This window comes from Pseudomaricurvus alcaniphilus, from assembly GCF_011440395.1.
GTDB lineage: Bacteria > Pseudomonadota > Gammaproteobacteria > Pseudomonadales > Cellvibrionaceae > Pseudomaricurvus > Pseudomaricurvus alcaniphilus.
In genome coordinates, this window is sequence record NZ_JAAOIX010000002.1 from 382,579 (window position 1) to 395,224 (window position 12,646).

General features: G+C 51.1%; 11 protein-coding genes. 3 read left to right on the top strand and 8 right to left on the bottom strand.

What is annotated here, in order from left to right; genetic code table 11:
* Positions 1-7 precede the first annotated feature (7 nt).
* From G8764_RS07745 to G8764_RS07755, 3 genes are all read left to right on the top strand, one after another.
* A complete protein-coding gene (locus G8764_RS07745; protein ID WP_166163816.1) occupies positions 8-1,285 on the top strand; it encodes a sugar MFS transporter in 1,278 nt (425 codons plus the stop codon).
* Between the two features lie 10 nt (positions 1,286-1,295).
* Positions 1,296-3,917 (top strand): glycoside hydrolase family 3 protein, encoded by a 2,622-nt coding sequence (locus G8764_RS07750; RefSeq protein ID WP_166163819.1) that lies wholly within the window; start codon positions 1,296-1,298, stop codon positions 3,915-3,917.
* A gap of 331 nt (positions 3,918-4,248) precedes the next feature.
* On the top strand, positions 4,249-5,427 hold the full coding sequence (locus G8764_RS07755) for a helix-turn-helix domain-containing protein (protein WP_166163823.1): 1,179 nt from the start codon (positions 4,249-4,251) through the stop codon (positions 5,425-5,427).
* 47 nt (positions 5,428-5,474) lie between these two features.
* Here G8764_RS07755 and G8764_RS07760 read toward each other — a convergent pair whose 3' ends face one another.
* The 8 genes from G8764_RS07760 to G8764_RS07795 all read right to left on the bottom strand — a co-directional run bounded on the left by G8764_RS07760 (position 5,475) and on the right by G8764_RS07795 (position 12,640).
* Positions 5,475-6,617 (bottom strand): Vgb family protein, encoded by a 1,143-nt coding sequence (locus G8764_RS07760; RefSeq protein ID WP_166163826.1) that lies wholly within the window; start codon positions 6,615-6,617, stop codon positions 5,475-5,477.
* 178 nt (positions 6,618-6,795) lie between these two features.
* Positions 6,796-7,698, bottom strand: coding sequence for a hypothetical protein (locus tag G8764_RS07765; protein WP_166163829.1), 903 nt, complete (start codon positions 7,696-7,698; stop codon positions 6,796-6,798).
* Positions 7,699-7,752: 54 nt separating this feature from the next.
* On the bottom strand, positions 7,753-8,442 hold the full coding sequence (locus G8764_RS07770; RefSeq protein ID WP_166163831.1) for an aspartate/glutamate racemase family protein: 690 nt from the start codon (positions 8,440-8,442) through the stop codon (positions 7,753-7,755).
* A gap of 70 nt (positions 8,443-8,512) precedes the next feature.
* Entirely contained in the window at positions 8,513-9,004 is a 492-nt protein-coding gene (locus G8764_RS07775) for a hypothetical protein (protein ID WP_166163833.1), read from the bottom strand.
* 573 nt (positions 9,005-9,577) lie between these two features.
* Complete coding sequence (locus tag G8764_RS07780; protein WP_166163835.1) at positions 9,578-10,081, bottom strand: hypothetical protein; 504 nt, start codon at positions 10,079-10,081, stop codon at positions 9,578-9,580.
* 532 nt (positions 10,082-10,613) lie between these two features.
* A complete protein-coding gene (locus tag G8764_RS22320; RefSeq protein ID WP_207951748.1) occupies positions 10,614-11,024 on the bottom strand; it encodes a hypothetical protein in 411 nt (136 codons plus the stop codon).
* Positions 11,025-11,537: 513 nt separating this feature from the next.
* The gene (locus tag G8764_RS07790; protein ID WP_166163160.1) at positions 11,538-11,741 is read right to left on the bottom strand and encodes a hypothetical protein; all 204 of its coding nucleotides are present in this window, start codon (positions 11,739-11,741) and stop codon (positions 11,538-11,540) included.
* 221 nt (positions 11,742-11,962) lie between these two features.
* Entirely contained in the window at positions 11,963-12,640 is a 678-nt protein-coding gene (locus G8764_RS07795) for a type 1 glutamine amidotransferase domain-containing protein (RefSeq protein ID WP_166163837.1), read from the bottom strand.
* Between the last annotated feature and the right edge of the window lie 6 nt (positions 12,641-12,646).

Consider the following 12,646-nt stretch of genomic DNA (forward strand, 5'->3'; position numbering starts at 1 on the left):
AGATAGCATGGCCTTTACGACTGCACCTGTCACAACAGTTACGGGGAGTGGTGAATCCAGTTACAGATTCGCCCTGACCTCACTAACCACCCTGTTTTTTATATGGGGGTTTATAACTTGCTTGAATGACATTCTTATTCCCCACCTGAAAGCTGTATTTGACCTGAGCTATACCCAGGCAATGCTGGTGCAATTTTGCTTTTTCGGGGCCTATTTCGTGGTGTCCTTACCGGCCGGTGCCCTGGTCAATAAAATCGGCTACCAAAAGGGTATCGTCACCGGCTTGCTGACTGCAGCACTGGGATGCGCGTGCTTTTATCCCGCCGCAGGCATGCACAGCTACCCCATTTTCCTGGGGGCACTGTTTATACTTGCGTCTGGTATTACCGTACTGCAGGTATCGGCCAATCCCTATGTGACATTACTGGGGCCGGTTGAAACCGCTGAATCACGTTTGACCATGACCCAGGGCTTTAACTCCCTGGGTACCACTGTGGCTCCCTATCTGGGTGCCCTATTCATATTAAATGAAGCCGCCGAAAGTGTGGGGGCTGCCAAGTCCGCCGAATCGGTGCAATTTCCCTATCTGCTATTAATGGCCATGCTGTTGGTGCTGGCTGCGGTATTTGCCTATTTAAAGCTGCCGAAAATGGGCGCTATTGAAAAGAGTTCCGAAACTCGCGAGCAGGAAGCGCCAGCGAAGGCCTGGCATTATCCCCACCTCCTCCTGGGTGCGATCAGCATATTCTTATACGTCGGGGCCGAAGTCTCTATCGGCAGTTTCGTGGTCAGCTTTCTGGGCGAAGAAAGTGTTCTGGGGCTGGAAGAAAAGCACGCGGCAATGTACCTGTCCTACTACTGGGGCGGCGCCATGGTGGGTCGATTTATCGGCGCGGTCATCATGCAGAGAATCCCCGGCGGAATTTTGTTAGGGTTTAATTCTGTCGCGTCTGTCTGCTTGCTTGTTATCGCTATTTCCGCCAGCGGTCAGGTAGCCATGTGGTCGATTCTGGCGGTGGGCCTGTTCAATTCCATCATGTTCCCGACCATATTCAGTCTCGCCCTGAAAAGCCTGGGCAAAGCCACCTCACAGGGGTCCGGCATTTTGTGCCTGGCCATTGTGGGAGGTGCCATTGTACCCGTTATTCAAGGTGTATTTGCGGATGTGTCCGGAGTGCAGATTTCCTTTGCTGTTCCGGTACTATGTTACCTGTTTATCGCCTATTTCGGCTTTGTGGGCAGCAAGCCTAAAACAGTCAAAAAGCTCAGCGCTGCTGGTCATTGAGGATTAACAAATGAAAACACTATTTCCGGATTTATCAAAATACTGTTGCTTGGCCGTACTGACACTGGCGGCCGCAACTGGCTGTAAGCCCAATTCAGAGAGCGCCAAATCAACTGCAGCTGAAAACCCTGCAGCCGGCATTTGGCCGGTACTGGATATAGAAGTTAAAAAAGACGCAGCCATCGAATCGAAGGTCCAGTCGCTGCTGGCGCAATTAACGCTGGAGCAGAAAGTTGCGCAAATGATCCAGCCAGAGATTCGCGATATCAGCGTCGAAGATATGCGCAAGTATGGCTTTGGCTCTTACTTGAATGGCGGCGGGGCATTCCCCGGTAACAACAAGCACGCCAGCGTTAACGACTGGATTTCCCTGGCGGAAGACATGTACCAAGCATCCGTGGATGACAGCCTGGACGGCACATCAATCCCCACCATGTGGGGTACTGACGCGGTACACGGCCACAACAACGTCATTGGCGCGACGTTATTTCCCCACAATATCGGCCTGGGCGCTGCCAACAACCCCGATCTTATGGAGAAAATTGCCCAGGTAACCGCAACAGAAGTGATGGTGACGGGCATCGACTGGGTGTTTGCGCCGACGGTCGCCGTGGTGCGGGATGACCGCTGGGGGCGAACCTACGAGGGTTACTCCGAAGATCCTGAAATCGTTCGCGACTATGCGGCGTCCATCGTAAAGGGGCTGCAAGGCAGTGCGGACGGAGACTTTCTGTCGGCAAACCGGGTGATTTCCACGGTAAAGCATTTTGTCGGCGACGGCGGCACAGTTGACGGGGACGACCAGGGCAACAACGTCGCCAACGAAGAGAGCCTGTTTAAAATACATGCCCAGGGGTATGTGGGCGGCCTGACCGCGGGTGCGCAATCCGTAATGGCGTCTTTCAATAGCTGGAACGGCAGCAAAGTTCATGGCAACAAATACCTGCTCACGGATGTATTAAAGCAGCGCATGGGTTTCGATGGCTTTGTGGTCGGCGACTGGAACGGCCATGGCCAGGTAAAGGGCTGTACCAATGAGAGCTGTGCCCAGGCCGTGAATGCCGGGCTGGATATTTTTATGGTGCCGACCGATGCCTGGAAGCCGCTGTATGAAAACACCATCGCCCAGGTAAAGCAGGGCATCATCCCTATGGAGCGAATCGATGATGCCGTCACACGTATTCTGCGCGTTAAGTTCCGGGCCGGCTTGTTCGACAAGGCCAGCCCGGCCAACAGGGAATACTCTGGCAAAACCGAGTTGATCGGCCACAAGTCCCATCGAGATATCGCCCGTCAAGCAGTGCGCGAGTCCCTGGTGTTAATGAAGAACAAAGATCAACTATTGCCTTTGAACCCCAAACAGCGGTTTCTTATCACCGGCGACGGGGCGGACAACATTGGCAAGCAGTCCGGTGGCTGGTCGGTTACCTGGCAGGGAACCAACAATACCAACGACGATTTTCCCGGTGGTTCGTCTATTTATGACGGTTTCAAGGAGCAAATCGAGGCCGCTGGTGGCAGCATAGAACTGTCTGCCAATGGCGAGTTCCAGCAGCAACCGGACGTAGCCATCGTGGTGTTTGGTGAAGAGCCCTACGCAGAAGGCCATGGCGACAGAGAAAGCCTCGAGTTCCAGCCCGGCGATAAATCCAGCCTGGCACTGCTTCAGAGTCTGCAGGAGAAAGGTATACCGGTGGTATCCGTATTTATTACCGGTCGCCCCCTGTGGATCAATCCTGAGCTAAATGCGTCCGACGCTTTTGTGGTAGCCTGGTTGCCCGGCTCTGAAGGTGACGGGGTTGCCGAAGTTCTGTTGCAGAAAGCCGACGGTTCGCTGCAATACGACTTCACAGGCAAGCTGTCTTATTCCTGGCCGCAATCGCCCTATCAAACCGAACTCAATGTGCATACAGAGAGTTATGATCCGCTGCTCGCCTATGGCTTCGGTTTGTCCTATGGCGAGCGCAATGTCTTGAATGATGATTTACCTGTGGACTTTGCGCCTGCCGAGGCAGATCCCGGTGGTCGAATGATATTCAGCGGCCAGGCCAGAAAGCCATGGCAAGTCGAACTGTTTGATGGCAATTCAAGCCTGCTGGTCAACTCCAATACCCACAACCTCAACGGAGTCGCCTATCGGACAGTGGACCGCCTGGTGCAAGAGGATGCCATTCAAATTAGTACCCGGGGTGACTTGCCGTCCGGTGTCCGACTGGTCAGCGAGAGTCGTTTCAGGGAAGATATGTCGAGTGTTATCGCCAACAACAGCTCGCTGCAATTCTTGATAAAAGTGAACCAAAAGCCCACTTCCAAAGTGAGCCTGGTGATGAACTGCGAGGGCTTTGGTGATGAGTCTGGCAGCTGTAATTTTGCTGCCGATATAACCGAGGAAATCGCCAGCCTGGCAGTAAACGACTGGCAATCGGTATCCATCCCGGCTCAGTGTTTCCAGCAACAAGGCGTTAATTTTGGCAAAATCGTGGTGCCCTTTGAACTGCAGACCAGCGGGCAATTTGAGTTTGCCATTACCAATATCGAGTTTATTCCGGAGTCAAAACTCGCCGATTCTGCCGAAGCCAAAGAACTGGCTTGCCGTGGAACAGAATCCCTGGAGAGAAGTGCCAGTTTATAATTGGTACTAATCATAAGCCCTTAATAATCTCTTTTTTTCGTCATCCCCGCGCAGGCGGGGAACAAGAGATACTGTAGTGAACCGCTAACGTCTCGGAATGGTCATCCCCGCGCAGGCGGGGATCCAGGAATCGATAAATTTCAAGTACTTACTGGATCCCCGCCTGCGCGGGGATGACAATAGGTAGCGATTACAAATGAACAAAAACTAGATCCCTTTTCGCACATCTAGTAACCCGGCCAGTTACTTCTCCGAGAGGGTAACTGTGCTACTATAGCGCCCAGAATTATACTTTTTATAATAATCTGCACCGGGATTTTCTAGAAGTACCATGGGCACTGTTCTATTTAACCTCAATGATATTGTGTTATTAATGACCATAGTATTTGCTGTGGTGTTCTCCACAATGCTGATACTTGGTCAAGCCATGAACAGAATGAGTGTTATTTTGCTCAGCGGGTTTATGCTGTCCCATGCCCTTATCTCTGTCCACGAATTAACCTATTACGCCATCCAGTTCAGGTACGAAGTACTGGACCTGTCACCCAACCTGTTCTTTATCGGTAACTTCGCCTACTGCCTGGATGCACCATTTATTTATCTTTACGTTAAATCGATCACCCAAAAAGAATTTTCACTCAACAGAGCCGACGCCCTGCACCTGATACCCCTGGGGTTATTCCTGGTTTACATGGTTGTAAACTATTACGGGCTGGAGCATGCGCAAAAAGTAGACATTATAAAATCCTGGACGTTAACGACTTCCTGGCATTACGTAATCACTGAAACCATTATCAAAGTAATTCGAATTCTGTATTTGGCCGGGTGTTTAAAACTTATTAACGAATATTACGAAGCACATAAAGGTTCTCGCTCTGAACTGGTCAGCGTTGAGATCAACTGGCTTAAACTTTTGGCAAAAGGCTTTTTGCTGGTGTTGCTGTTTGAAGCCCTTTTGAGTTTGACTAAAGTTTACAACGTCTTCAGTCACGTCGATATAGATGTTCTTATCAATCTGGGCGTGTCGGTTTACTATCTGACATTTGCCTTTATAGTGGCGCTATTGATCTATAGCGTTAACAAATATCCATCGATTAATCCCGTCCCAGCGAAAGCCGAACAAACCGCTAAACAGACTGAAAGCAAAACCGCCAAGGTTGCTTTCAAGCATGATTTTGTTACGCACATCGAGCAGGTGATGGAGAAAGACAAACCCTATTTGATGCCCGATCTCAGTATCGATACCCTGGCGGAAATTTTGGGGGTTTCGGCAAAGGATCTGTCGGTGACATTGAATCGTCACTATCAAATGAATTTTTACGAGTTCGTTAACCAATACCGGATTGAAGAGGCCAAGCGGCTGTTGTCAGAAGACGATAACCTGTCAGTGACGGACCTGCTGTACCAGGTGGGTTTCAACAGCAAATCGGTGTTCTACACCTTTTTCAAGAAAATAGAAAAGATGACGCCCTCTCAGTATAAAAAGCAGATCAGGGAAAGCAAGGCCTAAGCACTGCCCTGCACTGGTAACGACTGAGACACATCAATACCGACCGATCACTGAATCTTCACCAGGCCAACTTTATTAGTGCTGCTTTGATGAATCAACAGATTCCCCGCTTTGGTCACCCACACATGGCGCACAATGCCCACTCCGGATGGAATGGCCCAGCTCTGAAAGGTCTCGATTTTCGGGTCGAACCTGACCAGGGCATCGGGGCGCATGCCCGACTCGTTGTACCAGACCACATCATCGATAACTGCCAGTGCGTAGGGGTGGGATTTCGGCCCGCTGGGTGAATCCCACTCGGTGATCTTGCCTGTGTCTGGCTGCAGCCGACCAATTTTGCCCATCGAGGAGTTGACGTACCAAATGTCGCCCTGACTATCCAGGTCCAGGCGCCTCACCCGGGTGCGCCGGTCGGGCAGCTCGTAGTATCGAATCTCCATGGTGTCCGGATTCATGGCGCCAATCTTGTTGGTGCCATTGTAGGCGACCCACAGGGTGCCGTCTGGACCGGCTTTGATGCCATAGGGTCTCGCTTCGGTAGCAACCTCTTTCAACTCTTTGGTGGCCGGATTAAAGCGCCCCAACACCGCCGCTCGCTGTGCAGTGAAATACAGTTGCCCGTTGGGGTGGAAGACAGCGGTGTGAGGATCCTGGGCCCGAGTTTTGTATTCCGTGATATCGCCAGTGTTCGGGTCGAGCTTGCCAAGGGTGGCATTGCTGTTGCCGGTATACCAAATATTACCCTGCTCATCGGGCACAATGGAGTGCGGCCGCGCCGACGGCGGCAGCGGGTACTCCTTCATGGCGCCGGTGTTCGGGTCCAGCCGCCCGACCAAACTGGCCCACATGCCGGTCCACCAGATCGAGCCGTCCGGCGCTTCAATAGGGTCTCGCGTGCGCTGCCCCAGGGTGGGCGTTGTCCACTCGGTGATTTCGATTTCCACCGGCCCCGGCACCAGCGTTGGTCGCCGGGCGGGGTCTTCGGGAAAGTGCTCGGCCAGATAGTTGGCGATGGTCCCGGCCTGCGCGTCACCCAGGTTGACCATGGTGGAGAACACCCGGCGCCACTCTGCGGCCGAGCTGAATCCTGCGCTGCGACTGATGGTGGCGGCGCTGTGACACGCCGTACAAACGGTCTCAACCAGGGCTTTGCCCGGGCCTTCCGGCAGTGACGTGCTTTGTTGCGCCAATGTGGCTTGCGAGGCGCAGATTAAAAGAGCAAAAAGAGTTAGGCGTGAGGCGGGCAGATTCAAGGGAACGACTCCTGTCATTCAAAGGGAACATTGCTGTAGCGGCCGGGTCTGACGCCTGCTGTAAGACATTTTGCCGCGACGATAGTTCCTGTTTGGAGCCTTCGGTCCGCAGCCTCTATCTTGCGTCGTCATAGAGCAGTGGACTGGCAAGATAATCCTCTTCGATATGAGCGCGCACAAATTTCGTGTGCAGGCGAACCTGCGTGTCCCCATCGCCCTTCAGCGCCTTAAGGGTGCGAACCTGCTCCGGCTTCTCGCCACAGGCACGACAGAAGGCGAGCCATTCGGTTTGGATGGCGGCAATGTCGACAGGCTTGAAGCTGTGTATGGATATGGAGCCAGCGCCAAGCTGCTGATCCAGGGAAAGATCTACAAAGACCTTGCCGTAGCTAGAAAAGAAAGAGTCCGAGGCGAGCCTGCTTGAATCCGACAGCGGCTCCAGCTCAAACAGGGCCCTGAACTTGTCGAGGGCGTCCGGGTGAAAGTAGGCCCGGTACGAGCGGCTCCTGCTCGCCATCAAGCGGGTCGACGCCAGAGACTTCTGCAGTGGCAACAGTATATTGCGGATGTTCGACGCCGAGCTGTGCATACCCGGGTTAAAGGCCACTTGTTCGGCGGCATACATCTCGAAAAAGCTGTCCAGCGCGGCCACCGTTTGATCCAGGAATAGCGCCGCGTGGTGTTCGGTTTCTTTCCTGGTCTGGATCTGCAAAAAGGTCTCGAACTTGCCCAGCGCGTCATTCAGCGATTCCCAAAACCGATGCATGGCGTTGCGCCTCGCACTGGCCCACTCCGCTGCCGAGCGCCACTCCACAAACTGCGCAACTATCGGACCGATCACCGCCGAGGTTAAAAAGAAGCCCAGGAATATCAGGTAGCCATTAAAAAAGAACTCATCACTGACAAGGCCAGAGCCGGGGGCACGTACGCCGGGGACAAACTGATAGCCCAGATAGATTAAGCCAGGGACAACCACCAAGACTACTATTGCCGCAGTGGCCATATTCCATCGGGTCATTTAGGTTATCTCCTTGGTCCCACCGACAGGTTTAGTAACTGGCAGTATGATTGGCTACAGCGCCCACTCAACTGCTTTTGCGGCATGCATGGCGGTTGTGTCGTACAAACGCACAGGCGTTTGCTCCTGGCTGATTAGCATGCCGATTTCGGTGCAGCCCAGTATGACAGATTCTGCCCCGGATTCTGCCAGTTTATTGACGATGCGAAGATACTCTTGGCGGGAGGTTTCATTGACAACCCCCAGACATAACTCGTTGTAGATAATGTCATGAACCCGTTTTCGATCTGCTTGGCTGGGCACAATAACGTCAAGGCCAAATTTTTCGGTAAGACGACGTTTGTAGAAGTCTTGCTCCATCGTAAATACTGTCCCTAACAGCCCTACCTTTTTTACCCGATCCTCGACCAGGACTTCAGCAGTCGCATCGGCAATATGTAGAAGGGGAATATTGATACTCTGCTCTACCTCCCCAGCCACCTTGTGCATGGTATTGGTACAGATTAACAAAAAATCAGCGCCTGCAACTTCAACGCTCTTTGCTGCTTTAACAAGTATTTCAGCGGTAGCAGCCCAGTTGCCGCTGTGCTGCAGCTTTTCGATGGGATGAAAATCAACGCTGTGGAGAACTATTTTTGCGGAGTGCAGGCCACCCAGTGCAGCTTTAACCCGCTGGTTGATTTCTCGGTAATAACCGATGGTACTCTCCCAGCTCATGCCACCGATTAAGCCAATTGTTTTCATGTTACTTCCTTTGCTCAGGGGCCGTAGCTTGCCAGTATTTGGTATTCTGAAGATAAGGATGAGCTCTGCGTCATGACCTAAAAATATTTTTGAATAAATTTTTGACCAGATCGAGAACAGATTTCGCAAGAAGGCCACTCAAAAAAGCAGTGAATCCCAGCGCTTCGCGGGAAGATAGAAAATCCTGGTAATTCTCAGTGAAATGACTCAGCCCCCAGATAAATACAGGGGCGACCACTGCGCCAAGGAATGGTCTGACGAAGAGCCAACGAGAAAACCGCCTATTGAACTTGCCTTCCTTAGCATCCTTTGGGTATGACTCACCGTTCTCACGCTCAAAGCCTGTTGCATATCGGTCCAAGCAGGAGGTTAGCGCAGCAATTGCACTGCCACAAAGGCCAATAAGAACCACCGCTAAAATACTAGGGACAGATGCGGATTCGAGTGCATACGCACCAAACACAAACGCCGCCAACGACACCACTATGAGGTAAGCGATAGCAATATGGGCGAGACGATCGAGCGCTATCAGCTCTTCATCGGGAAGGACTGGCTTCGTCATTACGGGGCCCCCTGCTTTAGGACTAAGGCTACAAACGCGGGCGGTAGTGTAGGCGCGAAGCGCCGAGATGAAGATCGGATTCCAGCACAGGGGGGCGTGCGCTCGTGGCAGGTTTAGTCAGGCATTTGGCCCACCTTGTTTCACCAGGTCTCTTACCCGCAAATTACTACTTTTATATCCCCCGTATCTACCCGAACTCTCCAGTTTCCCCGTGGCGGTTACGGCTGGTTTATTGTATATAAGCGTACTTTCGGGAATTTGTCCACAGTGGCTTCGGAGCTACGCACCGATTGCCGGGGCATTATGGTCAAGTCGTGTGCCGCGCCTAATCAGCCATTACTTATCCAGGCTGTCAGAATGCTATTGTCGCGGGTTCTCGACGTAGTAAGATAGCCTTCTATGCTATCGGTCAATTCGCACAACTGACTGGAGGGTGTTTCTGGCAGATCGCCATCTAACGATTATCTGATACCCGGCACAAGGCAAGACTGCCCCCCAAAATCCTTGTAACAATACAATCTTTGGGCTGCCCAGCCACACCTGGTGTGGCCAGACTGATTTCTTTGTTAACCCTTAGTTGATTCGAACCATTTTCGATCTGTGTTCGACCGGGATATTCTCAAGAAGAACTATAGACATGCTGCCTTTATCTTGGCCGGCTTTTGCTGATTGCTCAGTTAAAGACGCGTTAACCTCTTTGGTTGATAACGTATACATATTGCCATTGAGCGGATCAACAATGAAATATCCGATGAGACCACCAAACAATAGATTGCCACCTATATACCAACCATTGGCGTTCGTTTCTACTTGCACTTCATGCGAAGAGTAGCCTACCTTTTTTATAATGACTTTATAGGATTTTCCACCCCAATAAGAGCCATCACTTTTTTGTAAGCTCACAGAAGAGGGGGTTGTTCCTTTGAAAATGCTAATACCTCTTTCATCTACTATTTCTATCTCCGCGCCGTCAGGCGTGCTTGTGATAGGCAGTAATTGTGTTGGCTCGCCAACAATTGTGGCACAGCCAGACACCATAAACAGAACAGCTACAATTGAATAGAAAAATTTCTTCATTTCTTGCTTCCTTGTGAATACTCCCTGGTTGCTTGTATTGTCAGTGGGAGTGATAACTGACAATTTAGTTTACCGAGAGCATGGAATGCCCCAGTATCGATTTTATAGTCATTGCTTTTTAGGAACCTAAAAAATCCGGGTTCCTAAAAAGCAGACCAACTGCCTTGGTGGGATATACCGAACCAACACAAAGCCTAAAGCTCGAACAAAGGGAATTTTTCAATCATAAAAGATCACCTTTCCCTGGCTCATTGAAGCAACAGATACCTCAATGACGATGCAGCAACTGAATCACTGCTTCCTGTAAATGCGGAATTAAACGCCATTTTCTCCTTTAAGGCAATACCCTACCAGCACAAACGAATTCATCGGTCCCTGTCCTAGAGATTTATCGCAATAGTGTAGTTAAAGCTATGAACACATTTAAGATCAAAATGAGTCTTGGACCAACTTGCAACATGGTTCTGCAATATTTGAGACAAGTGTACCTTGACTATCCTGTGAGTTCCAACGGTCACACTTTCCTGCGGCGCTACTGAAGCTGTGTAGCTTCGAAGGAAGGCGAGTCAGGTGCAACGAATTGTTCGGTCTGATCTTCCAAGCTCAACGTAGCTGCGTTGAGATCAGTAATCAATCTTCGCAAGATTTCATCGATTGCCAACTTGGTAGACTGTTGTACGGCATTCTTTTGAGCAAACGCTCCGCCCCAGAACATCTTGCCACCCTGAGTCTTTCCATCCTGCGTATAGGTATTCTCGAATATCGACTTTCCGCCCCTGGACAGCGAAACTTTCAACTCTATATGTGCGCCAAAGTCCTGGAATGTATAGTTTCGAAGATCGAAAGTCAGCGTGCCACCCAGCCCGTTACCCGCCTCGTTCACCTTCTCCAATCGACCGAACGCCGCCTGCACGTCTGCTGACTTGAGAGTATCATCCAGCATTTTCCCTATTTCTACGACCCAAAGATTTGCGGCGCCCGTCACGAAGGCTCGGAACTCGTAGGTATATCCCTGAGTGTCAGGAGTGAGGACATACTGTGAGGCTCTATCCGTCTTGGGGAGGTTCGATGAACCCGTATTGTTGACTAGATACTTCGGATAATCGGATTGCACTGTGTGCCGAATCGTGCAAGAGCACAAAAAAACCATAGTAACGATTACAATTATTCTCTTGGTACAACTTTTCATAGTTACACTCCGTTCTTCCGCAGTTATTTATAGACAGGCCATATAGCTCAACGACATACACCGAACCGACATCAAGCCAATAACTCAAACAAAGAAGATTTTTCTGTCAACAAAGACCACCCTTCCCTGGTTCATTAAAGCCACAGTTACCCCAGTGAGGGTGAAGAACCTGCGCCACGGTCTCCTGTAAGTAAGCAATTAAACGCTAATCCCTGCTTCAAGACAATACAGGTTGCCACGTCAGCTTCAACTCCATTTTTTTGTCGCTTATTTATTTCGCGAATCTTGTTTTGAGTTAAGCCATAGATAGAGAAAGCCACTTGCCGTTCCAAAGCAGGTACCTAAAGAAACGAATAGCGCAACATTACCAGTGTATGCGCCGATGGCTGCTCCGATAGCAGCTCCAAAACTCATTCCGAGAACAATAACCGCTTCATTTGAGAGCTGTTTCTTTGGATTTTTCTCGTTCACCTTATACCTCCTAATAGTCAGCATTGACGCCTAAAGTACGCTCTGGAATGTACTCGAGGTACTTGAGGACCGAGGTACTTGAGGACAGGCACTCCCAAGTCGCCGTAATCCATCCTGTAAGTCAGCTTTTTAGGGCCATCTTTTTCGGTACCCAGTTTTTCGGTGCCTGTCCCTGGTATTGCTTCACAGTGGTACAGGATCATTCCGGTTAATGTTTCCCGTTATTTCAGTAACGCAAGAACCTCTTGCGCGGTGGCCGCGGATGAGGCCGGGTTCTGACCGGTGACGAGCTTGCCGTCCCGCAGCACAAAGCTGGCCCAATCAGCGCCTTTCTCATAATTACCGCCATTGGCTTTGAGCATATCCTCAACCAGGAAAGGCACAACCTTGGTCAGGCCGACCGCCTCTTCTTCCGTATTGGTGAAGCTTGTCACACGTCGCCCTGAGACCAGGGGTTTGCCGTCTTTGCCTTGAGTGTGGCGGAATACGGCGGGGGCGTGGCAGACCGCCCCAACAGGCAAGTCAGCGGCGATGAAGGCTTCGATCAGGCGCTTGCTGTTGGCGTCTTCGGCCAGGTCCCACAAGGGGCCATGACCACCGGGATAGAAGATTGCATCGAAACCGGCTGCTGTCACGTCAGACAGCTTTAACGTAGTCGCAAGATGCTTTTGCGCCTCGGCATCACCCTTGAAACGGCGGGTGTCGTCGGTCTGTGCGTCCTCGCTATCGCTGGACGGATCAATTGGTGGTTGCCCACCCTTGGGCGTGGCCAAAGTGATATCGGCCCCGGCGTCCTTGAAGACGTAATAAGGTGCGGCAAACTCCTCCAGCCAGAAGCCGGTTTTTTTGCCTGTGTCTCCAAGTTCGTCATGGGACGTGAGTATCATCAGAATTTTCATGTTATT